General features: G+C 40.5%; 22 protein-coding genes and 1 pseudogene. 7 read left to right on the forward strand and 16 right to left on the reverse strand.

From position 1 onward, the window contains the following. Window positions 1–40: 40 nt before the first annotated feature. From HG263_RS01970 to HG263_RS01980, 3 genes are read right to left on the reverse strand one after another with little or no spacing between them, the layout of a single operon-like run. Entirely contained in the window at window positions 41–2,284 is a 2,244-nt protein-coding gene (locus tag HG263_RS01970) for an NAD(P)-binding protein (RefSeq protein WP_171624405.1), read from the reverse strand. Between the two features lie 24 nt (window positions 2,285–2,308). Continuing rightward, entirely contained in the window at window positions 2,309–3,265 is a 957-nt protein-coding gene (locus HG263_RS01975; RefSeq protein WP_171624406.1) for an acetoacetate decarboxylase, read from the reverse strand. A 25-nt stretch (window positions 3,266–3,290) separates the two neighbouring features. Next, window positions 3,291–3,884 carry a dienelactone hydrolase family protein gene (locus HG263_RS01980; protein ID WP_171624407.1) on the reverse strand — a complete coding sequence of 198 codons (594 nt, stop codon included), beginning with the start codon at window positions 3,882–3,884 and terminating at the stop codon, window positions 3,291–3,293. Window positions 3,885–4,169: 285 nt separating this feature from the next. Between HG263_RS01980 and HG263_RS01985 the strand changes: the two genes are divergently transcribed. After that, entirely contained in the window at window positions 4,170–5,024 is an 855-nt protein-coding gene (locus HG263_RS01985) for a transporter substrate-binding domain-containing protein (protein WP_171624408.1), read from the forward strand. Window positions 5,025–5,218: 194 nt separating this feature from the next. Here the strand turns inward: HG263_RS01985 and ccoG are convergent, their stop codons facing one another. The 3 genes from ccoG to HG263_RS02000 all read right to left on the reverse strand — a co-directional run bounded on the left by ccoG (window position 5,219) and on the right by HG263_RS02000 (window position 9,213). After that, window positions 5,219–6,601 (reverse strand): cytochrome c oxidase accessory protein CcoG, encoded by a 1,383-nt coding sequence (gene ccoG, locus HG263_RS01990; RefSeq protein ID WP_171624409.1) that lies wholly within the window; start codon window positions 6,599–6,601, stop codon window positions 5,219–5,221. A gap of 144 nt (window positions 6,602–6,745) precedes the next feature. After that, window positions 6,746–8,182: a sigma-54 interaction domain-containing protein gene (locus HG263_RS01995; RefSeq protein WP_171624897.1), complete on the reverse strand. Its 1,437-nt coding sequence runs from the start codon at window positions 8,180–8,182 to the stop codon at window positions 6,746–6,748. Between the two features lie 68 nt (window positions 8,183–8,250). Beyond that, window positions 8,251–9,213 (reverse strand): GlxA family transcriptional regulator, encoded by a 963-nt coding sequence (locus tag HG263_RS02000; protein WP_171624410.1) that lies wholly within the window; start codon window positions 9,211–9,213, stop codon window positions 8,251–8,253. Between the two features lie 98 nt (window positions 9,214–9,311). Between HG263_RS02000 and HG263_RS02005 the strand changes: the two genes are divergently transcribed. Together HG263_RS02005 and rsmF are read left to right on the forward strand one after the other, a co-directional pair. Beyond that, entirely contained in the window at window positions 9,312–9,737 is a 426-nt protein-coding gene (locus HG263_RS02005; RefSeq protein WP_171624411.1) for an MAPEG family protein, read from the forward strand. A gap of 113 nt (window positions 9,738–9,850) precedes the next feature. Next, window positions 9,851–11,290, forward strand: a complete 1,440-nt coding sequence (gene rsmF / locus HG263_RS02010) for a 16S rRNA (cytosine(1407)-C(5))-methyltransferase RsmF (protein ID WP_171624412.1) — start codon at window positions 9,851–9,853, stop codon at window positions 11,288–11,290. Between the two features lie 252 nt (window positions 11,291–11,542). On the opposite strand, the gene HG263_RS02015 is transcribed toward rsmF, so the two are convergent. From HG263_RS02015 to HG263_RS02025, 3 genes are read right to left on the reverse strand one after another with little or no spacing between them, the layout of a single operon-like run. Continuing rightward, the gene (locus HG263_RS02015) at window positions 11,543–13,045 is read right to left on the reverse strand and encodes an aldehyde dehydrogenase (NADP(+)) (protein WP_171624413.1); all 1,503 of its coding nucleotides are present in this window, start codon (window positions 13,043–13,045) and stop codon (window positions 11,543–11,545) included. A 23-nt stretch (window positions 13,046–13,068) separates the two neighbouring features. Beyond that, complete coding sequence (locus HG263_RS02020; RefSeq protein WP_171624414.1) at window positions 13,069–14,070, reverse strand: 4-hydroxyproline epimerase; 1,002 nt, start codon at window positions 14,068–14,070, stop codon at window positions 13,069–13,071. A gap of 4 nt (window positions 14,071–14,074) precedes the next feature. Continuing rightward, window positions 14,075–14,986: a dihydrodipicolinate synthase family protein gene (locus HG263_RS02025; RefSeq protein WP_246239852.1), complete on the reverse strand. Its 912-nt coding sequence runs from the start codon at window positions 14,984–14,986 to the stop codon at window positions 14,075–14,077. 251 nt (window positions 14,987–15,237) lie between these two features. Between HG263_RS02025 and HG263_RS02030 the strand changes: the two genes are divergently transcribed. The 4 genes from HG263_RS02030 (at window position 15,238) to map (ending at window position 18,772) form a co-directional block, all read left to right on the forward strand. Beyond that, window positions 15,238–16,482 (forward strand): NAD(P)/FAD-dependent oxidoreductase, encoded by a 1,245-nt coding sequence (locus HG263_RS02030; protein WP_171624416.1) that lies wholly within the window; start codon window positions 15,238–15,240, stop codon window positions 16,480–16,482. Between the two features lie 8 nt (window positions 16,483–16,490). Then, window positions 16,491–17,714 (forward strand): M24 family metallopeptidase, encoded by a 1,224-nt coding sequence (locus HG263_RS02035; RefSeq protein ID WP_171624417.1) that lies wholly within the window; start codon window positions 16,491–16,493, stop codon window positions 17,712–17,714. A 70-nt stretch (window positions 17,715–17,784) separates the two neighbouring features. Next, on the forward strand, window positions 17,785–17,997 hold the full coding sequence (locus HG263_RS02040; protein WP_171624418.1) for a ParD-like family protein: 213 nt from the start codon (window positions 17,785–17,787) through the stop codon (window positions 17,995–17,997). Continuing rightward, a complete protein-coding gene (gene map, locus HG263_RS02045) occupies window positions 17,990–18,772 on the forward strand; it encodes a type I methionyl aminopeptidase (protein WP_171624419.1) in 783 nt (260 codons plus the stop codon). Before HG263_RS02040 ends, map begins: the two co-directional genes overlap by 8 nt. 143 nt (window positions 18,773–18,915) lie before the next feature. Here the strand turns inward: map and HG263_RS02050 are convergent, their stop codons facing one another. From HG263_RS02050 to HG263_RS02075, 7 genes and pseudogenes are all read right to left on the reverse strand, one after another. Further along, on the reverse strand, window positions 18,916–19,734 hold the full coding sequence (locus HG263_RS02050) for a hypothetical protein (RefSeq protein ID WP_171624420.1): 819 nt from the start codon (window positions 19,732–19,734) through the stop codon (window positions 18,916–18,918). A 237-nt stretch (window positions 19,735–19,971) separates the two neighbouring features. Continuing rightward, a complete protein-coding gene (locus HG263_RS02055; RefSeq protein ID WP_171624421.1) occupies window positions 19,972–20,841 on the reverse strand; it encodes a PhzF family phenazine biosynthesis protein in 870 nt (289 codons plus the stop codon). A gap of 387 nt (window positions 20,842–21,228) precedes the next feature. Further along, the gene (locus tag HG263_RS02060) at window positions 21,229–21,831 is read right to left on the reverse strand and encodes an outer membrane beta-barrel protein (protein WP_171624422.1); all 603 of its coding nucleotides are present in this window, start codon (window positions 21,829–21,831) and stop codon (window positions 21,229–21,231) included. A gap of 148 nt (window positions 21,832–21,979) precedes the next feature. Continuing rightward, on the reverse strand, window positions 21,980–22,351 hold the full coding sequence (locus HG263_RS22645) for a DUF998 domain-containing protein (RefSeq protein ID WP_343043955.1): 372 nt from the start codon (window positions 22,349–22,351) through the stop codon (window positions 21,980–21,982). A 425-nt stretch (window positions 22,352–22,776) separates the two neighbouring features. After that, window positions 22,777–23,262, reverse strand: coding sequence for a DUF6265 family protein (locus HG263_RS02070; RefSeq protein WP_171624423.1), 486 nt, complete (start codon window positions 23,260–23,262; stop codon window positions 22,777–22,779). Between the two features lie 131 nt (window positions 23,263–23,393). After that, a pseudogene (locus HG263_RS22235) lies at window positions 23,394–23,627 on the reverse strand (transposase); the annotation flags it as partial. Between the two features lie 177 nt (window positions 23,628–23,804). Beyond that, entirely contained in the window at window positions 23,805–24,113 is a 309-nt protein-coding gene (locus HG263_RS02075) for a hypothetical protein (protein ID WP_171624424.1), read from the reverse strand.

The following is a 24,113-nucleotide window of genomic DNA, read 5'->3' on the forward strand; positions in this document are numbered from 1 at the left end:
AGATCCTCCACCAAAATAATGAGAGATACAACGTTATTTCTTATGCACCATCTGGTTCAAAGCCATCCTCGCCGCTAATTTTCGAAGGTATTCCACACAAAGATCGTGATGTTTGCATACCTGCCATAACAGCAGCTTCAACGCATCCAGCATTTACACCCGTTTGGATCCAATCACCAGTTAAGTATAAATTAGCAAAAATTGAGCCGTCAGTTGCTAATCTGTACTGACTGCTACCGGTTACAGACAAAACATAACGTTCACTTGGGTCTACGTTAACGCGCCAATACTGGCTATCAAAGCGCTGCTCGCCCACATCACCTGCTGGCGCGTATAACACAGACCAATCAAATTGTTGTTGGTTATAAACGCTGGGCCACAGAGGCTGCATTTCAGTTCTTAATTTATCAAGCGCATTCTCTTTAACTTTGGCTTTTTGTTCCGTAGGGAAGTTATGATGGCTTTTAGATGGGTAGGTCTCACAACCAAATGCGCTACAAAAATATGCAATATTGTTTGGTCCATTACTTGGCCAATCTTCCTTGTCGACTAAGTTTGACATAGCTGCCCATGTATCAAAAGGTTGTGAAAAGCCACTTAAGATTGGTCTTTCTTCACTGGGTGGAGAATAGTTAAAACCGAGTTGCTCATCAGTTTTATTCAGCCAAATTTGAAACGCTTGAGTCGCCACCGTTTTTACTTTGGTGGCCTGATCGTTGAGCTTACTATCGAGTTGTAATAATTCTGGGCATAAATGATTTAACGATGCCACTGAAATACCAAAAATAACTTTGTCAAAGTCCACACCTCTGCGCAGCGTTTTGGTTGGCAACGGCTGTCCAAAAGCAGTTTGATATACATTCGCCCAGTCAGACCAAAATGACTCTAAATTAATGTTGTGTTGTTCAATCAGCTGCGCCTGTTCAGGAAGAATTTGATCAAGTAATGGCCTGTCAGGCCAACATGGTAACCCTTTAACAAATACAAACGGTTGATAAGACTCATCAACCAAAGTAACTTGTTCAGTGATGTTAATCTGCTCGACAACATGATTACCCTGTTGATCAATACCTGGAAGTAATTCATCTACCTGATTAAAAAACTCAAACTTTACACCACGGCTTTTCAATAACTCGTATATAGGTGCAAAAATCACATCCCCCATACCAGCTTGCATTTTCCACATAACGCCACCACGATAGCAAAGCATTAACCGCAGCATAGCAAGTGTAGCAACCCCCGCCTCTACATCACCCTTTTCAAAATCACCATCGACATAACCAAAAACCAGATCATAAAACCCTCTCACTGGAGCTGATTCGACGGTGTACTGCTTGTTCGCACCATTTTTTGCTAACCAAGCTTTAAAATCAATGTTGTTGATTGAGCTAAACCCTTTGGAGAATACTTTATCTTTGATAAGCCCAATCAATACGGCTATACCCAAATCAGCGCACACATACGCGCGGCGAATATTAGGGTTATCATCCAATAACTCTATCGCTTCACTGTTTAACCATCGCTTCAACTTACGTACTAGATACCAAACAACTAGTCGGTCTTTCGAGTCGCTTAAGTCTTTATCTGTCGCTCTAAGATTAACTAACCGCTGTAACTGTTGAGAGAGCATTGAGGGCGTTGACCAAATCTCTCTAAGTTCATCGTGGGCACTTTGAAAAAAATCTTCGACTTCATCTTCTACATCATCAAAGGCTTGACGAACTTGAGTTGCTAAATGTTGTAGTAAGCTTCTGTCTCGACGCTTAGTTGTTTGCAGCTTGGTTTTCTTGTGGTGTAAAGATACTTCCTCTTCTAAAGTACTAATAAACTTTCTCAGCCACGCAACAGTCATTTCTATTAATTGCCAAAAGTGCAAATCCAAAGTTCCATCAGCAGGGTTTCCCTCCAGAACAGGAAAGTCTATTGGCCATGTTTGCCATTCATTATCTATAAACTCTTGAAGCACTACGAAACTATGTGGTTTAAATGCTTCTTGCCAAGTACTAAGCGGCATATCACTTGGCCGGTTTAACTTGTTATAAACATTTTCTATGGCTCTGAAGGAATTAACGTAGGCACCAAACCAAACATGCAAGCCGTGTTCTTCTATACGTTCACCCATTTGTGCGTTTCGACCGCTAGCCCCTTTTCCGCCAAGTCGCCAACCGAGTTGGTAAACAGTTAGGTCATATTTTTGCTGCCAGTTCTCTTGCTCTGTCAAATAAACAGCAGCAGTCATAGCTGATACCCCACCCCCGAGTATCGCGATTTTTTCTCGACTCATGATCCTATTCCTTGCTTTTATTGCTTAAGCACCACTTACAATTTCGTAAGCACCGTCTTGATCAAAGTTCATACAAACATAATACGGTAACGTTGCCGTTTGCTCGCCAATATCGATACCAAACATGTCGTTTAATGGAAACGCGTCTAGTCGATTTATCCTGACTTTGAACTCATCTTTCAAGAATCCCATTTTATGGATTTGCTTTATTTCGGAAGGCGAATGGACCACCGCTTTATACACTGCATTTTCAGCAAACCCATCAGGAAACTGCTTAAACAAAATTTGGTCCATTTGAGGGTGTGTAAAACCCGACAGGAATTGTTTTAATAAATCAGCACTAATGTGAATATCATCACTGCTTGAATGCAGAAGCTCAGCCACCTCATGCCCAATCTCAAATAATTCTTCAAACCAACTATCGTCATCCGCTTCTCTGCTAATTGTTAGCAGCTCATGCCAAGCCATTTTTGTATCAGTGCTAAATGGATTGAATGTTTCCAAGCTCAAAGAAAAATGGTCGGCTTGCTTATAAGAGCTCGGCATCTCATAACGACATTGATACTTGTTATAACCCCATGTTTCACGACCATTTATCAAGGCATTAATATTGTTGACTGTAATAAAAGCCGGATACCAATACAAATGTGTCATTTTATTGGTCATGCTGTCTACTTGTGCTATTGGCAACCAAAAAATGATGTCTGTTTCTTGCATCCAACCATAACTTCTAAAAGGTTCCACTTTTGATGCGATATTTTCAATATCTGTGAAGGTAAGTAAGCAATACGACGATAATGCTTTAAAGCTAAATTCACTATTTGTAATACTATTGAGTGTTTGGTCAACATAGTTTTGAATTGACACATGAGTGCCTTTTACGAAGAAGCCATACATCATTGCGTTGATCATTCTACAAGGGGGCTTTGCAATTGGATTGCCGAAAAAATGTTGATAGGTGCCGTATTGCGCTTCACTCATAATCTATATCCTTAAATATCTATTATTAATCCACTTCTATCTGCTCCTGTTCAAGCGACTGCTGAAGTGTTATCACTTGTTGCTCACACAAATGAGTATAGTGAAGGTATGCGTATTTGTTGAAATGATTTGATAGCGCATTCATGAATCCATGACTATACCTAGTACGTGTGCAAGAAACCCAAGAAATTTTCTTAAGTGTTTGAATAACGGGCGTCAGTTCAAAATGTGATTCTTGATGGGGAAAATATAGATCAACAGGGCATTTTGGATGAATATGTAAATAATTTCTGATCTGACCGGGGTAAAATCCTATCAGCTTGTGAGGCAGCTTACCTTTCAATTGCGCCAAAGCTCGCCAAGCGGCCACCGCGCCGGCACTAAAACCAATGATTAAGTCAGGTCTGAGGTTTGCAATAGATCTTTCAACCTTTGCCATATAGCCATCATGGCCAATGGTATTGACGAACTGTTCATAAATGATCGATTCGTCCTTTTGTCTCACAGGCTGTTTGCTCACATAAGGAGAACAAATAACAACCTCACCACTTAGCTCATTAGCAAAAGCGTCTAAATTGGCAGTGTGTCCATATATATCACTAATAATTAGCGTTACCATAGCGTTTATCCTTTTTGTAAATTGGTATTGCTTTGATATGTAACGCCAACCTTGCATTATAAGTTAAAACAACTTTTGTGTATATCATAAGCTCCCCTTATCGTTTGTGCATATCCTTTCACTTTGAGGGTTGTAACGCTGATTATTTCGGCAAAGGCTGGCTATTTAAATTTAGCAGTGAACAGGTAGATGTAAATAACTGAGATGAATTTATTTACATTCTGATAAACTCCACTTTTTGTCAGTTTGCTACACTTAAAATTCGGTAAACCGTTAGGTAAGCGAATGCTGCGAACTTGCATATTCATATTATTGCTACTACCACTTAGCACGCTAGCAAAAAGCATTACATGGATATATGTCGACTTTGCGCCCTACTACATATTAGATGGCGCGAAAAAAGGCTTCGGCAGAGATGAGCGCGTCATTCAGCTTTTAGATAAAGCCTTGCCCTCATATGACTTTAAATTTGTCACTTTACCCGCGAGCCGCGCGATTCATGAGTTATCTAGTCCAAAGAACTTATACTGTATGATATCTATTTATAAAACACCGCAAAGAGCTCAGCATATAGACTACACAGTTGAAAGCTCTACCATAGGGTTGTCACCATCGCTTGCGATTAGACGCAGTACACTGCAGAGGCTCAATTTAGAATTAGGACAACAAGTCTCTATTCGAGAGCTTATTCATCGCTATCAACTTACTTTAGGCATCTCAGCCAGCCGCTCTTTTGGCGGTATACTTGATGGTATTATCGATACGATTCCACCAGAACAGTTAGTGTCTCGTCCAGGTAAAGATCCATTAATGAGCCTAACCAAAATGCTGTTGAAAAAGCGTGTCGATATTACCTTAGGTTACCCTAGCGAGCATTATCATATGCAACAATTGTTGGATGACGACTATCAACTATCACAACTTACCATTAAAGAAACTGAGAGCTTCGCCCAAGGTTACGTAGGTTGCACTAAACAAGCACAAACCCCTGCACTTATCAACGAACTAAATTCAGCATTAAAAACCATAAAAGCCACGCGAGCGTTTAGCGATGCGATGCTCTATTGGCTGCCTACAGAACTGCAACCAACATTAACAAGTAAGTTGATACAACAAAGTAACGACACACCTGAAGGTTAACATAGCTTATGGTGGTCTATAGCTTATAAATACGAAAACTCTAACACTTGAGATATACAGCGTAGCCAATTATACAGGTTGCAAAAGACAAGGCACTGGAAGCGTTTGGTTGAACTCATAAACAGCAAGAGTTGACGGCTTACTCTGAATTACTCAATGCCCAGCCATCAACTCACAGCTATAAAAGGTCCACCTTAGTTGCGATAAAAGTAACTCGATTTCTCTAACATTATGCTGGCATCTTCCATCGCACTAACGACAAATGTAACATCCTGGGCTTTGCTCCTAAGTAAAGTACCATCAATGCTCACGGTGATTGGCACTAATAGCATTTCACCAGCTGTCACCTTTATTACATTTGGCGATGCAAGCGTTGCTCCCTCAAGCCCTTTTAGGCTCACTCGGTAGTGTAAATCTTGTTGAGTTTTGTTTATCACACTCAAGGTATAAGGGTTTTCAACAATACCTTCGTAATTCACGCGATACAGTGCATTTCTATCTCTGATTACCGAAACCTCAAGAGGCATACGTTGCATTAACCATATTGCCATAACCACTATGACCATGATTGCCAAAGAAGCATAACCTATCAATTTAAGCCTAAAAGGGTTGGTTTTTTCGTTGTCTTGTTGACGCTCACTTTGATACTTTATCAAACCCGTTTGATAGCCAAACTTATTCATGGTTTCATCGCATGCGTCTATGCATAATCCACAGTTTATACATTCATATTGCAAACCGTTTCTTATATCGATGCCAGCCGGACACACCTCAACACATAAGTTACAGTCAACACAGTCACCTAATCCCAACTCCTTAAGATTGTCTTTGCGTTTCCTGCGTCCGCGTTGCTCTCCGCGTTGCGCATCATAACTCACTAATAAGGTATCTTTATCAAACATGACAGATTGAAAACGCGAGTAAGGACAGGCTACAGTACACATTTTTTCTCTTAAAAAGCCTGCATTGCCATAGGTACATAAAGCAAATAAAAACACCCAAAAACTGACTAACCCCGACCATTGCAATGTGAACATTTCACTATACAAAGTGTAAGCTGGGATAAAGTAAGCCATAAAAGACGTTGCAGTGAGTAGCGAAATAACCAGCCAGAGGCTGTGCTTGACGATTTTTTTGCGCACTTTTTGCGTACTCCATGACGCCTTATCCATTTTTATGCGCTGATTTCTAGTCCCCTCAATTCGATGCTCAACCCAGGTAAACATCAGCATCCAAACGGTTTGTGGACACATAAAGCCGCACCAGACTCGGCCAAGCCAATTAGTTACAAAAAATAAGGCAAATGCACCAGCCATAAACAGCCCCGCTAAAACCATAAAATCTTGCGGTAAAAATGTCGTGCCAAATATTCTAAATTGCTGATGTGCCACATCGAATAGAATTGCCTGCTTACCCTGATAGCTTATCCAAGGTAAGCCAATAAATGTCAGCATTAACAGCCAACTCAAGGCGCGTCTGATACGTTGAAAGTACCCTGTTTGTTCTCGGATATAAATTGGCCCCGGCTGGTTATAGGGCTTAATAATTAAATCTTCTTCTTTAAAATCAAACTTCATATTTCTTCTACTTGCGCTTGCTCTAATAGGATACAAGTAGTTTTGCAACTTTCAGACCAAACTGAAGCATAAGTCAACGTATTGATTTTTAAAGATTTAAATAACTTGCAAGATGATGTATTCGTGATATATCACGAGATAACGTTATATATCACGAGTTCTTCTATTAATTCCCAACTTTTTCATTTTGGATCGCAATGTACTTTCATTCAATCCAAGCTTACTGGCCGCCCCTTTTACACCCGCAACTTGCCAATTGCACGCTTCTAATACCGATAGAATATGCTTACATTGGGCAGCATCAAGAGTGAGATCATTTTCAAAAGGGTGCTGTATCACTTTATCTGCTTCAGATAACGGCTGCGTTAACTGTAATACCCGTGAAGTACTGAGTATTGCTTCGCGTTCCAATACATTTTGTAATTCTCTGATATTGCCTGGCCAATCATAGCGTTTCAACTGTTCTATGGCTGCGCTGGATACCCCTTCGAGTTGTTTGCCAAGGCGCTTATTAAGCTGTTTAATTATGTTGGCGCTTAGAACCGGAATATCTTCTTTACGCTCTCGAAGCGCTGGTGCTGTAATCGGGAATACATTGAGACGATAATAGAGGTCCATGCGAAAACTGCCTTGCTCGACCATTTTCCAAAGATCTCTATTCGTTGCAGCGATAATACGAATATCGACTGATAACGTTTGGCTACCACCCACGCGTTCAAATTCATGCTCTTGCAAAACGCGCAGTAACTTGCTTTGTGCCTCTATTGGCAATTCACCAATTTCATCTAAAAACAAAGTGCCTTTATTAGCAAGCTCAAAGCGCCCTTTACGTCTTTCATTAGCTCCTGTGAAGGCGCCTTTTTCATGACCGAATAGCTCAGACTCTAACAAGCTTGCAGTAAACGCAGCGCAGTTAACCTTCACAAATGGTTGCTTATTTCTGTCGCCGAGTCGATGCAGGTTTCTTGCAACCAACTCTTTACCAGTGCCATTTTCTCCAAGGATCAAAACCGTACTGTTCGTTTGACTTACCAATTCAATTTGCGACAACATGGTTTTAAAAATATGGCTACTTCCAACCAGACCTGAATCTTGCCAATCTTCATTAAGTTCAGACAACAAATAAGCATTCTCATCTTTTAATTGCTCGCTGAGAGATTTTACTTGTTCTAACGCTGTTCTTAATGCCTGTTCAGTTTCTTGCTGTTTTGATATGTCTCTAAATACAGCAACCGCACCAATTAACTTACCTTGTCTATAAACAGGTGTAGAGGTGTATTCAACCGCAAAACTGCTGCCATCTTTGCGCCAAAATACCTCATTTTTTACATGACGCCGCTTACCATCAAACATGGTGCAGTAAATCTGACACTCATCAGCTGGATATGGTGTGCCATCAGCATGACTATGATGATGATATTGGTGTATTTTTTTGCCTAACAATTCATCTGCACGCCACCCTGTCATACGCTCAGCTGCGGGATTAATAAAAACAGCATTACCCGACAAATCAAAGCCATAAACGCCTTCGCCTACTGCGTTTAGCAACAGCTCAGCATCACCTAAAAAATGGTTAACCATATTCGCCATAACTCACCCTCGTGAAATATCACGACCACTATAGCACAGTGTTTATATCATTGAAGTTATTAACTGAACTGTTGGCGATAATCAGCTAATGTTTGACCATATTGATCTTTAAACACTCGATTGAACGAACCTAAATCTTGGTAGCCAACTTGCCACGCTACTTCGTTGATATTCATGCGGGTTGTGCGCAATAACTGCTTTGCTTTTTCTAAACGAGCAAGCCTGACATAGTGCGACGGAGAAAGCCCCACTTGTTTTTGAAAACGACGGATTAGTGTACGTTCGCTTACGCTCAATTGCTTGGCAAGCGAGTTCAAAGTTAACGCCTGTGATAAATGCGCTTTTATGTAGTTTTGCAATGACAGCAGCCTTTCGTCTTGATGCAACTCAAATGCACCAACATGCATATATGAACTTTGAGACACTGAAAGTTTTGGAATTGCTAACCAAGACGACAACTCTTCGGCCAGCTCAGAGCCACAAGTTTGAGCGATAAAATAGACCATCATCGAGAAATAACTTTGTGCAGCACCAGAGGTTAACACTTTACCATCTTGCAAGTAGATTTTTTCTTGGCTGACTTTAAGCTGTGGAAAGTAACGCTGATAAAAAGATTTCAGCCACCAGCTACTTGTTACCTGATAGCTATCCAAAAAACCACTTACCGCCAAATAGCTTACAGAAGTACAGGTAGCGATTACATGCTCACTGTGTTGCGCCAATTGCTTTATATGTTGTGCCAGTGGTACATAGGTTTGACAATCTCGCCATAGTTTTTGATGACCTCTAAACTGGCTACCAATCCATAACATAACATCAACTTTATCAAGTTCTGCGAGCTTTTTATCACACGGCAAAACCAACCCTTGGCTCGTTATGACTTGCTTGTCATGTACACCCACTAGGTACCAACTAAATATCTTCTTTTTATTAATAGTATTGGCAACGTTTAAAATATCAATCACCCCTGTAATACCAGTTGCAAGCGCATTATCAGGGCAAATAATCGCCACTTGATACATTTGTCAGTTTCACCTTTTAATATGCCATTTATGACACATTAGCTTTTAATTCCTTTGCGGTAAAGTGGTTTTAGTTAACCAAGATGAGGTGTTGAATTATGTGGGTACACTATCCAATTCTATTTTTAATTGCACAAATGTGTTTCTTATGGCTTTTGACCATGTGGCTACGGATATCTGCTATTAAAGCTAAGCTAGTCTCAGCCAAAGATATCCAGTTTATTCAAAAAGCTAACTTTCCACGCGTTGCCACTCTTGCTGGCAATAGTTACGATAATCAGTTCCAGCAATCTGCATTATTTATAGTGCTACTGTGTTTACTCAATCAGCAAGGTATTGAAGGCCATTTTTGGTATGTAACAAGTACCTTTTTTGTTTTTGCGCGTTATTGGCATTGCTTTGAGCATATCGTGTGTCGCAACTTGCTGTTGAGAACCATCGCATTTGCTTTAGCCACCATTTGCTTTTTTGTTGCTTGGTTTGGCTATTTGTATGCAAGCCTAGCGGGTGCAAAGCTAGTCTAACAACCCGTTGCTTTAGTTTCGATTAACAGCTGGTTTTTAAAAGGACTTTTAGACCAGCGTTAAAAAATGATAAAATTTTGCTTTGCTTCTTATTCATCAGCTAGGCACCCGTTTTGAACCCTTCGACATATATTCCAGAATCATTTATAGATGATGTAAAAACCTATATTCCCAAGCACCTATCAATAGATGATTTTATTAAGGCTTGCCAGCGACCCCTGCGTCGTTCTGTCAGAGTTAATACCTTAAAAATGTCGGTCGCTGACTTTGAACACTATTGTAATGAAAATGACTGGAAAATAGCTCCTGTTCCTTGGTGTAACACCGGGTTTTGGCTTACTCGTCCAGATGACGAAGAGCAAAACCTACCTATCGGTAATACCGAGCTTCACTTGAGTGGCTGTATTTATGTGCAAGAAGCCAGCTCTATGCTCCCCCCACAAGCGCTCAGCAACGTAATAAGTGAGTGTGAATATGTGCTCGATATGGCCGCAGCACCAGGCTCTAAAACAACGCAACTGGCCGCCATGATGAACGGTTGTGGTGTGTTAGTAGCCAATGAATTCTCGTCATCTCGTGTAAAAGTACTCGCCGCAAATATCAAGCGCATGGGGGTATCGAACTGCGCTCTGTCACACTTTAACGGCAATATCTTTGGCAACTATATGTTTGAGTGCTTTGATAGTATATTACTAGATGCGCCTTGCTCAGGCGAAGGCACAGTGCGTAAAGATGCCGATGCGTTAAAAAATTGGTCTATTGAGTCCAATATCGAAATAGCCGATGTTCAAAAGCAGCTGATAATAAGCGCTTTTTATGCCTTAAAACCAGGAGGCACACTGGTTTACTCAACATGCACACTGACACCGCTTGAAAATCAAGAGGTGTGTCAATATTTGTTAGACCAATTTGCAGGACATGTTGAAATCGAACCGTTAAATAGCCTTTTCCCTAATGCTGAACATGCCACTACCGAACAAGGTTTTCTACATGTTTGGCCACAAATTTATGACAGTGAAGGATTTTTCATCGCTCGATTCAAAAAGCTTAGCTCGGTGACAAATTGCGAACAACAAGTTAAAAAAGGCGCATTTCCATTCACCCCTACTGCAAATAAGTTACAAAGTGACTTCAATGCCTATATCAAAAAGCAGTTTGGTATAAAGGCAATAAAAGGCCAACTCATGACACGAGATAAAGAGCTTTGGCTCTTTCCAGAGGGGATGGCACAAATAGAAAACAAAATTAAATATGCTCGGCTCGGTATTCAGCTCGGTACAACCCATAAAAATGGAGTACGTTTAGAACACGAATTTGCCACAGCTTTGGGTAAGTTAGCCACAGCAAATATTTATGCTATGAACCAACAACAAGCACAGGATTATTTTCAGGGTAAAGATATTCGTCTTGCAAAGCCCACAACAAATTTGGGAGAAGTTGTTTTAACTTTGTGTGGTGCACCTGTGGGTTTAGGTAAGTGGCAAAAAAACAAAATAAAGAATAGCTTGCCTCGAGATTTAGTAAGTGACTCCCAGTTAATAACTTGGGTATAACTTGGAGATATCTTTCACCTATTTTTAGATTAAATAAGCATATAAGATATAACCCATTGTTTTAATTGAATTTTAAATATATTGCATATGTTTGTAAGTTTTGTGAATAGTTAACTACACTTAAATTACTTTCTACTTCTCCCTAATGTATAGAAGGTGTTTTTAAGTAACGCATTGGCTCCTCAGAGCCATCCCCTAAGCCCAGAGCTTCCCTTTGCTCTGGGTCTTTTTTTGCTTAACATTTATCAACAATTATTCAGCCCGTTGACGACAAATTGGTCTTAAAAATCGCAGCATCGCATTTAACCCCACTGAAGTACTTCTTACATCAGTACTTGATGGGAATGGTCCCCCATGATTCATAGATGCGCATACTTCAACACCCGTTGGCATTTGGTTTTCAATTATTCGACCAACTTTGTACTGCAGAGCTTCAATCAGTTGTGCGTTAGTTACAAAATCATTATTTGAACCATGTATTGATGCACTAAGCTGCCCTTCTAATGAGTCAACCAGTTGCTTTAATTGCTGCGCATTGTCATATTTCACCATCATCACTGAAGGGCCAAAAACCTCTTCGTGTAACTGTTTGTTTTCCATATAAGTGTTAGCGTCAGTGCAGAATAAATGTGCATTCGCGTGGAATGTCTGTTCAAGTACACCTTGGGCTAGCAAACTCACCCCCTGTGCATTTTTGAGCAGCTCAACACTGCGCTTGAAGCTTCTGACAATGTTAGGCGAGAGTAATGTATCTGACTTACTTTGTGATAGCTGCTCAATGGCTTCTTCTATCAATTCTTCCGCGTCACTTGGCACCAACCATAAACCAGGACTTGTACAAAACTGACCATTACCCATAAGCACTGACTGACATAAAGATTGAGCTAATTGCTTGCCTTGCTCAGCCGCTTTTTGCGCAAAAACAACCTGAGGATTCGTGCTACCTAATTCACCATAAAATGGAATAGCTTCTTTCCTAGTGGCGATGGTTTCCATGAGTTTTTGTGCAACACCAAAGCTACCGGTGAATCCCACAGCTTTTATAGGCTGTGCTGCAACAAGTTGATGCGCTATCCCATATCCTTTTGCTTGGATCATAGAAAACACACCTTTGGGCATACCCGTCTTGGCAATAGCCTTATCTATTGCATGTGTCATTAACTCGCTAGTCACTGGGTGCGCTGTATGACTTTTCATTACCACAGGACAGCCAGCAGCCAAAGCCGCCGCAGTATCGCCTCCCAAAGTTGAAAATGCGTACGGGAAATTTGATGCGCCAAACACAGCTACTACGCCCACTGGTAAGTAGCTTAAATGCGTATATGGTTTCGCTAAAGGTGTACGATTCGGATCGGCTTGATCTTTAATATCAAGGTCAAGTAACCCATTTTTGCACTGCTCTAAACTCTGTGCAAAAGCCCTTAACTGATTCATAGTACGACCACGCTCACCTTGTAATCTAACTAATGGCAAGTTGGTTTCTTGGTGTGTTACTTCAAGTAGTTGCTCGCCCAGTGCTTCAATCTCATCAGCAATTGCATATAAAAATGTTGCACGCTCAGCAGGGCTTGTTTGGCGATATACGACAAATGCTTGCTCAGCTGCACTCACAGCTTGTTGCAACATCTGTTCGGTTGCTTCGAAAATAGGCGTAGTTAGGGGTTGATTCAGTTTAGGCGAAAAGCCAAAAAACTTATCAGCACCTTCGGCAATACACCACTGCCCTGCAATGTAACTTGCTCCGCTGATCTGCATAATTCACTCCTGTTGTTTGATTGTTAAATGACCTGAAAACCAAATGCATATGGGTCGTCGTCATCTACTGTTATATTGCTGGTACCTGTGACCTTAGACCAACCTCGAATACTGGGTAATATCGCCGCCTTTGTAGCCACTTCTGTCACCCCTTCAATGCAACCTACGAATTGGCTACCAATGTAACTCTCATGTACAAACTCTTGTCCAACCTGTAATTGCCCTTTTGCAAACAGCTGCGCCATACGGGCACTTGTGCCAGTGCCACAGGGCGAGCGATCTATTGCTTTATCACCGTAAAAAACCGCGTTAGCTGCGCTAGAGTTTTGTTGTTTTGGCTGTCCTGTCCACAAAACGTGAGAAGCACCTTTCACCGTTGCGTCTAATGGATGAATGCATGTAAGTTGTTGGTTTACAATTTGCCTGACTATCGGGCTAAATTTTAGAATTTCACTGGCATTCCATTTATCGATACCAGGAAAGCACTCTTGAGGTTCAACAATAATATAAAAATTACCGCCATAGGAGATGTCCACGCTAAGGAGGCCAAGCTCAGGGACCTCTATTTCGATATTCTGGTATGCTAAAAATGCAGGTACATTAAATAACTTAACCCACTCTACTTTGCCATTTACCATTCGATAATTGACATCTACCCGTCCAGCTGGCGTGTCTAGCTTTAGCTGTTCTTGCTGCTTAGGTTGGATCAGACCATGTTCGAGCGCGAAAGTAACCGTGCCGATGGTGCCATGGCCACACATTGGCAGACACCCAGATGTTTCAACAAACAAAATACTCGCATCGCCATCAGGGGTGGTTGGGGGATAAATGAACGAACCTGACATCATGTCATGGCCTCTTGGCTCAAACATGAGCGCTTGGCGGATCCAGTCATATTCGGCCATAAAATGCTGTCGCTTTTCACTCATGCTGTCACCCCGTAAATTGGGGTGACCACTGGTGATTAAGCGCACAGGGTTGCCACAAGTGTGACCATCAATACATGAAAATGTCCCTTTGCGCATAAGCTTAATCCAAATTAAATTTGCTTAAATCGATACGGTTGCTCATTGCGTCATCATATAAACGATTAATCATCGCTTTTTGCTCTTCTGGCAAGCTTAAACGTGGTGCGCGCGTCACTTCTGAGCCCCGACCGGCTAACTGCTCTGCATATTTAATACATTGCACCAATGTGGGAATAGTGTCTAAACGAAGCAAAGGTAAGAACCAACGCCAGATCTCTTTGGCTTCTTCATAGCGCCCTTGGCGAGCCAATTCATAAATCGCCACAGACTCTTTCGGGAACACATTTGTCAGCCCAGAGATCCAACCTGTTGCGCCAAGCATTAGGCTTTCTAAAGCGATGTCATCTACGCCACCAAAAATGATGAAGCGATCAGCAAATGCTGTTTGCAGCTCAGTAATACGACGTGTATCTGTTGTGGCTTCTTTGATCGCCACAATATTTTCCTCATTCGCCAGTACCTTCATACCTTCAATAGATACATCAACGCCATACGTAATTGGGTTGTTATAAATCATCACCGGCAACGACATGCAACGAGCGACCTGTTGATAATGGTAAATAGCTTCTCGCTCAGTTGAGCGGTACACCATACCTGGCAACACCATTAATCCGTCGATACCAATTTTTTCTGCATCTTGGCAAAACTCTACCGCAAACTGCGTAGTGGTCTCAGCAACACCGGTTAATAAAGGTACGCGACCTGCAACAACGTCTTTAACTGCTTTGAGCACTTCACGTTTTTCTTCAAATCTTAACGAGCAGTTCTCGCCCACAGTACCTAGTACAATGATACCGTGAACACCTTCGTTGATAAGCGCATCAACCATGCTTTTTGTTGTTTCGAAATTAATGCTGCCATCATCATTAAATTGGGTTGTTACTGCTGGGTAAACCCCTTGCCAATCGATCATTTTATTTTTCCTCATTGGTTTTTGTATTTACCATCTTAGGTATATTGTATACAATAATCAATATCCGATTGGGAAATTTATTTTTCTTAACTCTACAAGAATCGATGTAACGCTTTTAATCTATTGATTTAAATATCATTTAGGTGTTTTAGTTCGGTTAAAAAAATTACCTTTTGGGTTAAAAGTTAAACATGCAATTTGGCTGTTTTACTTATTTCTCGGCCAAAAAGTTTAAAACGTAGGAAAAGTGCATGAGCATAAAAGAACAAAAAGTTGCCGTTATAGGTGCTGGCATCATCGGCCTTTGCGTCGCTAAGCGGTTAAGAGATTGCGGCTATCACGTTTGTCTATTCGACAGTGAAGGAATTGCACAACGCTGCTCAAAGGGAAATGCTGGCCACTTTGCTACAGAACAAGTATTCCCTTTGGCAGATAAAAAGCTGCTGCCCAAATTGCCGAATATGTTATTTAATCCCCAAGGTGCATTATCTATAAAAGCAAGCTATGCACTAAAGATGCTGCCATGGTTTTTCCGTTTTTTACTCAACATGCGTGAAAAGCGCTTTAACGCCCACACACGAGCCCTTAAAGCTTTGAATGAAAGCTCATTATCTGCGTACGAAGAATTATTAGCTGGCAGTAATTATCAATCACTATTGACTAAAAATGGCTCGCTACTGACCTTTGAGCAGAGTAAACCCAGTGATATAGAAAAAATTTATCTCAACTTTAAAGCGCAAAATGTATCTGTTACTTGGCTTGATAAAAAAGCGTTACATGAGCTTGAGCCAAACATCAGTGAACACGTAACTAATGCGCTATTTTTTCCAGAGGTAGGTCATAGTATTGACCCTCACTCTTTATGCATGCACATTTTTAATCAATATAACAAGCAAGGCGGAGAGTTTTTCCAAGAGGCTGTAACTAATATCATCGCGCAATCAGATAAAAGTATTGTCTCAACAAGTACTAATAATACTTATCACTTTGACAAAGTGGTTGTGTGTACCGGAGCTTGGAGTAAGCCTTTGGCTAAACAACTCGGTTTTAATGTGCCACTTGAAACCGAGCGAGGCTACCATGCAATGGTTGAAAAGCATGACATTTTATCGCGTCCAGTTGCATCTGCTGAGCGGCAGTTTATTATCACTCCGATGCAGCAAGGTCTTCGTTTGGCTGGTACCGTTGAATTTGCAGGTTTAAACGCGCCAGAGCGCACTACTCGTGCGACTATGTTGCTAGGGCATGCAAAAAACATCTTAACAGATATTCAACACTGCCAAATAAAGCAGACTTGGATGGGATGCCGCCCTTCTCTGCCAGATTCATTACCTGTGATCAGCACAGCGCCTGACAACAAAAACATATTATTTGCATTTGGCCACCAGCATTTAGGCCTAACGCAAGCGGCTATTACCGCAAAATTGATTGCCCAATTGTGTCAAGGCGAGCAACCCTCTCTTGACCTAAACCCTTACAGAATTAACCGATTTTAGGAGCAAACATGACAACATACGGCATAGGCACCCAATCACAACAACAAGCCCTTGATGCACTTGAAGATATGACACAGGGAATACAGCCCATTGCATATCAAGAGTATGAAGCGCGCATCGCAAAAGCCCAGCGTTATATGCAGCACCACGGTATAGATGCGATTTATTTAAATGCAGGTACCAACCTCAAGTATTTTACCGGCATGCAGTGGTATGCAAGCGAGCGATTAGTTGGCGCAATTTTACCCGCATCTGGAGGTGTTGAGTTTATCGCCCCTACATTTGAAATCGGTTCTTTGCTTGATTATCAGGTGATTGAAGGCCCTATTAATGACTGGCAAGAACACGAAAGCCCATATACGCTATTTGCTAATGTTCTAAAAAACATGGGCATAAGCGACCAAGCAACCATAGGTATAGACGAAAGTACGGCATTTTTTGTTGCCGATGGCATAGCCAAAGCGGCGCCTACCTTGAACTTAATTAACGCCAAGGAAGTGACAGCCCACTGTAGAATGCATAAGTCTGAAAACGAATTAGCGCTGATCCAGCGAGCTATGGATATGACACTTGCGGTGCACAAAGCCACAGCAAGTATGTTGCATGAGGGCATTACTACGACAGAAGTTGAAGCATTCATTAATAAAGCGCATAAAAAAGTGGGCGCAACAGGCAATTACTTTTGCATTGTTTTGTTTGGCAAAGCCAGTTCATTTCCACATGGCGTTAAAGAGCCTCAAGCACTCAAAAAAGGTGATGTTGTACTGGTAGATACTGGCTGTAAACTTGAAGGTTACTTGTCTGATATCACGCGTACCTATGTGTTTGGCGAGGCAAACGAACGCCAGCGTACTATGTGGCAACATGAAAAAAATGCACAACTTGCCGCTTTTGGAGCTGCACAAATTGGCGCAACTTGCGGGGATGTTGATCACGGTGCACGCAGCTATTTGGCTAATCAAGGGTTAGGCCCGGATTATAATTTACCAGGTTGTCCTCACAGAACAGGGCACGGTATTGGTTTAGACATTCACGAATGGCCGTATTTAGTAAAAGATAATCCTCAATTACTCGCGCCTGGTATGTGTTTTAGCAACGAACCTATGTTAGTGGTGCCGAATGAATTTGGTATTCGTCTGGAGGATCATTTTTACATGACCGAGGCTGGACCAAAATGGTTTACACAGCCAAGCCATAGTATTGATGACCCTTTTGGTTTGAATAAAGATTAATTAGAACGCTTTACTTTTTGAACGCCCAAAATATACAATACATATATAAAACATATATAGGGTGTATATTTTGGGCATTGTTAAAATCTCCGACGAACTACACGAAGAACTTCGCGCAACCTGCCAAGTCATGTCTCGTTCAATTAATTCTCAAGCAGAGTTTTGGATAAAGATGGGCCGCTTAGCAGAGCTCAACCCAGATAAAACCTTTACGCAATTGATCCAAGCCGAACTTGCACAGCATACAAACCAGATACCCGCAGCGAGCACAAAAAATGAATGATGTTATCTTAAAGTCTTCAAAACAAGCTGATTTGATGCGTGAGTCTGGCAACTTGCTTTCGCAAGTTTTTGTTATGTTAGATAGCGTTGTTAAACCCGGTATTTCAACAATGACAGTGAATAACCTAGTTGAGCAATTTATAGTAGAAGAACTCAAAGCAAGGCCTGCATCAAAAGGACAATATGGCTATGAATTTGTGCTAAATAGCTCCGTTAATCACGTTGTTTGTCATGGTATTCCAAATGAATCTCAGATATTAACTGACACCGATATCGTCAATTTTGATATCACTTTAGAGAAAAACGGCTTTATCGCTGATTCAAGCAAAATGTACGTGATGCCTAATGCATCAGACGAAGCAAAAAAACTCGTTACTTTAACCGAACAAGCAATGTGGCAAGCAATAAAACTTGTCAAACCGGGCGTTCGCCTAGGTGATATAGGCCATATTATTTCTAAACTTGCTCATCAAAATGGTTACAGTGTGGTACGTGAGTATTGTGGTCACGGCATAGGTGAGCAAATGCATGAGGCCCCTAATGTACTTCACTACGGAAAACCAAATACAGGATTAAAACTGCAAAGTGGCATGACATTCACTATTGAGCCCATGATCAATCAAGGTAGCGCACGAATTAAAACTAAAAAAGATGGCTGGACTGTGGTAACCAAAGATAAAAAGCTATCTGCACAATCAGAGCACACTATTTTAGTAACCGATAACGGATTTGAAGTACTGACTTTACGCCCAGAAGAGGCACATTTGCTGGCCTGATTTCGCAGCTTGAATTGCGCCTAACTCAGCCCTATTACCCATTTAAAAGGCCAGTGCTCTGTACACCGGCTTTTTAAGTCACCGTTTTTGCACACTAAAAATACCGATTCGTAAATAACGCTTAAATACGGTGAGCTGTTAAGCTAGTTAAAAGGCGCACTATGTTCAAGCTGACTGATATCAAAACCTAACATATACAATGCTTTATCAACTTTTCTAAAGTTTTGTTGTGTGGCTTCACCATACTCTAATTCACATAGATACCGCACAAGCCACGATGCCATTTTATTCGCTCTAAAATTGCGCTCAGCATCTGAACACTTTATTTTGATGCCCAACAGCTCTCGGTACTGCCGATTAAGTTGTCTCGAACGGTCTTTAGGTCCAGTGAAAGATACAAGATTGCATGTTATAGACTTGAGACTGTCTTGTTTATCACCGCTGTCGAGTGATTGATAAAAACCTACAAGTATATAGTTTATATACGCTGCAACTCTCGAGTCATAGATAGTCGTGAGCTCGAACATAAACGAAAATACTTTTGTCCAACCACTAGACCAAAGTATTTTTTTCATATTTAAGGACAAAGTTTTGTCATCCTCGAACCAGCCTTTCCATTGTTCAAGCGCAGGCTTCAACTCACCTTTGCGATATAAGTTCAAGGCATCAATAATATTTGAAGCTTGAACACCTCCCCAATCAAACACTTCTATGCACTGTAAAATGAGTTCATTATCCGAAGTAGAGTCAGGAAGCCCAAGTTGACGATCAATACCTACCGTGTATTTACCTGATTTTTCATAGCTATATTTTTTAGCAGCGTCTTTAATTGAAGAAAACTCTATTACTCCCTTGCGTTTCCCATAATTAATTTTACATTTGTTACCACTCACACTGTTTTTATAGTAATCCGCAAACCCCAAATCATGTAAAGTTTTAGCCATTATTAAATATGAACTCATACATCCCTCTTTTCTATTCAATGGTTATTTATTGGCTTTCAAAATAGATTAACTAATGGTAAAAAATAATGGCTTTGGGAGGCTATCTAACTCGAAGCACTTAGATTGTTTACATGTGTTGAGCTTGATAATAATAGCCTCCCCACTTGAACATGCCGTAAGCATAAATAACATCACGTAGTAAAGCGTTTGTAAGACTTAACTTTTTGAGTGAATCATTCTGTCGCGATCAGTTCGCTATAAGGCTACCTTTTGCATCCCAATTTTATCAGCGAAGCCACCGACCCTAACACGCTTTATACCTCCCTCGCTTGAATCAACTGACGCTGTAATTGTTGAAATACAGTCCATTGCTCGACCTTGCTCGAAAGTAAAGCGCTTTGAAGAGCCTTGATATAGGTGCTTGGTTAAATAGCATGCCAATGCGCCACTTGCACTTCCTGTCGCTGATTCTTCTGAGATGCCAAATAATGGTGCAAAGTTACGACAACTTGCCGTCAATTTACTTGATTCATCACACAGTTCAAAAGCATGAATACCAATCACCTCATGTCTTTTACAAAAGTCACTGGTTAGCTTGTGATTCACTTTAATTTTATCTAAATAACCACTAGGCACAGGGACGATAATATCAGGTAAGCCGGTTGAAACGACCTCTACCGGTAAATATGTTGATTCAAGTATCGAAGGCTCTAGTCCAATTAACTCTGATATAGCCTCATAACTCAACACGTCTCGATATTGGGGCAACTGCTGGTCCATAACTATATGGCCAGTTTCAGAAATGTTTACCTCGAGTATACCAGCTTTGGTTCTTTGTATGTATTTCCCATTGGTTACAACCCCTGACTGATACATCGTCGAAAACGCCGCCAACGTAGCGTGGCCGCAAAAATCGACTTCGCCCGTTGTAGTAAAAAAAGAGAGCGCATAATCAACTTCTTCATCTTGTGATACAAATGCTGTTTCAGAGTAACCTACGGCTTGTGCTATGCTTAATTTTTCTTCGTTTGATAAGTCATCTGCATGCAACACCACACCAGCGGGGTTGCCACCAGAGCCATTGCTGGTAAAGGCGTTAACCAAATGTGCTTCTACTATTTTCAATATCAATCTCTCCACACTGTGTGTTTACTTAAGTATGCTAAGAGCCCACCATAGGCCCCAGGCGCAACGATACTATGTATATATTTTATTACTTGCCATACTACTAATAATGTCCCCTAGTTTTTTGGGTTCCGCACTCGAGTAACTATTAGTTACACAAGGTATGCTGATGAATGTACGCTGTAAAATAAAAAATCGGCAAATCGCAAAACGAGGCCTGTTAAAGGTTCTACGGATAAACTATTACAATACCTGATTTATCAAAACAGTAGATATTAACGACAAATCATAAATTTTGAAAAATACAATCAATATTAGCGAGCGAAAATAATAGAGTCACCAAATATGGATTAACTATTGTCTAGCGCTCACTGACCTACCCTCTATTTAAAATGTATATTTAATCCCTAAGTTAATGCTTTTCCAGCTTTCTGAATGTCCAGAGCTAACCTTAAGATCTGGTAAAACTTGATAATCTACAAACAAGGAAACAGATTGTGTAGCTTGGTAATCTAAACCGACTCCATAGGTAAAGCCACTTTCAGACAGTTTAACTAGATGCGGATAAGTAGTAGTTATATTACCAGCTTGATCTGTATAAGAAATACTCGTAGTTATTTCATAGTTGCTTTTGCTTGTTCCCACTAAACCATAGACCCTCAAAGTACTAAAAATGGGATAAGAGGTGTTTATAAATAGCGATGCCTGTGTGTCAATATCTTCTTTGTATTTTGGGTTCGATAAACCATCCACATAAAATGGATGAGAGTATCCCGACACACCGTAATTATATCTTGCTTCTAACGAAAAATATTCATTAAGTTGATATCCACTAATAGCACCAATGGTTTTAAAATCTCTCTCTGGTAAGGAAACGTCTTGCGCACTACTTTGTAAACCCAAGTACCAATTACTGTTGCTTTCAGCATGTGCTGAAAATCCTAGTGATAAGGCTATGATAGTAGATGTAAATGTGAGTATTTTTTTCATTCTAAATCCTTTTGTACAGCTTTCATTTGAACGTGTATTTTTTGAAAAAGAAATTATAAGTACAAAGCTAAAAATATCAACTCACATGTTTTTATAGTGCGAGAAAAACCCACAGTTAAAAAGTTAATTTTTTAAGGGCTTTATTTACTCATAACCCCGCCAGCATTAATGAAAATACGCTTAACCAAACTAGGTTAAGCCAATATGATATACGTTGATAATAAGCAGCTCGTTTTTTCATTTCATATGCTTTTGCCATTTTCACTAAATAATAAATAACTAGTGAAGCAGTTATTACTGACACTAACCTGAAGCAAAAAGGCACGTAAATTGATTTTTGGCTGGCAGCGATTATAACTGGCGAAATTAAAAGCGAGAAAAGCATAACTAAACCCGCTAAAGAATGAATTTTACAGCTTAAACTAGGGGATTTTGTGTATGGGTCTTTATCCATCGGGAAGTAGCCGGCAATCCAAGTGCCAATTCCATGTGCAATTATTAGCCACCCAGAAATAGTAATAGCGAGACTTGACTCATTTAGTTAAGCTACTGTCCAGCCAAAAAAGCAAAATATAAAGCCTAAGGGGTAGTTATTGATGACTGGTGATATTTTTCGGTTGAACTATCAGCCGCACCTAACTCGCTACAAATTGATGTGCATGATTGTAATTTGGGTAAAATTTCGCAGTAACATACACGCCGACAGTAATCCAAATCGTTGCTATCACCCCTGATAATGTGGCTATACTCTCAATCAAAGCCATACTCCTTGTGCAGACTTCCCTCTATACTAAAAGGCTTATACAACTCATTAACTGATATTGCGTTAATTTACTACACCTTTACACACGGTCAGACTCGATCATGAGGTGTAATAATAACTTTTGCCTATTTTACCTTGAGCGCGGGTGGCAACTACAGCAACACACCAAACAATTGACATCATCATTGGTGTGTTTGTTTGCTACCGTTTTCACGGATAAATTTAATTGTAAAACCTTTATCTTTTTCTCCTGAAACAAAAACTGTCATGTTTTTATCTTTAGTTAATTGATAATTGAGCTTCTTAGGGAAATCATGTTGAACATTCTCAAATATAGCCGTTTCAGCATTGCAACTGGTCAATTTGAAAGCGACAGGCATATCGTTACTGACAACTTTAGCAACATAAAATACCTCTCCAGACATTTCAACTAATCGTAAAGTTTCTGAGCTTACAATTTTATTTTTTTCGATGGAATATGTATATCCTGCGCCCTCAAGGGTTTTGCTGCTAACCTGTTTCCATGATTCATGCATTTGCAGTTTGCTGCTTTTAGCGTTCCAATTACCCACAAGCCATGCCAATGATCCTACCGTATCACATGCTTTTGCTTGTGCTACTGAGTGAAAGACTAAACACAGAAATACCAAACTTGTTACTCTAAACATAAAAAACAACCCCACTAGGTTGACGAAAATAGCCATGTAGCCCAAAAATGGTGGTCAACACTTTTTGGCCCCTCCCAGAAAATAAATAAAGGACAGATAATAAAAAATAAAGGACAGACACCTAAAATCTCTCGTTTATCATCTACATACAGCACAATGTGAGTGTGGTTACTAATCACCGTATAAGCACAGACATCAATACAAAAACCTGTGCTAAAAATAACAAACGCTCCTCTACCCAGACTCGTCGATGCTCATACAACTTGCCTGTTAGCTTATCGTCTTCGAACAAAAATGCGCGACGAACACACCGTGGTAATACTTAGTATCGGATAGGTGATTTGCCACTTCCTTGCTAATCCAATCGTTCACTCCTTGAACTGAGAATTGAAATGGTTTTGAAGAACTAAAAGCTTAGACAAAACATCCAAGGTTTCAAGTTTGAGTGCCCAAATTGAGTGACTGCCCCTTATTGTCGGTTTCCTTAATGTCGGTTTATAATGCCGAGCTTTGCAGTGTATCTGCAACAGCGACTTGTTAACTTAGTTTTCATAAATCGCCTTAATCTTACATGTTGTTTCATCGATATGAATAGCCACAGACTTATTTCTGGCTTTGGCAGATAATAATAAAGCATATTCGTCCTTAAACGATTCCCTTGTCCGATCTAAACAATATCTATTAGGCCAAGTACTGTAACAAGTGCAATCGGTCTTTGTAGCACCTTTTTGAGCAATCGAAATTGTTTTCCCATCATAGCCGATAGCAATCATTTCAATTGTACCGCTATGCCAGTCGGCGAGAGCAGATGTTGAAAAAAGTAAACCTAGAAATAATAATATTCTATTCAT

Origin of the sequence: Pseudoalteromonas caenipelagi, from assembly GCF_013140855.1 — a bacterium.
GTDB classification, from domain to species: Bacteria; Pseudomonadota; Gammaproteobacteria; order Enterobacterales; family Alteromonadaceae; genus Pseudoalteromonas; species Pseudoalteromonas caenipelagi.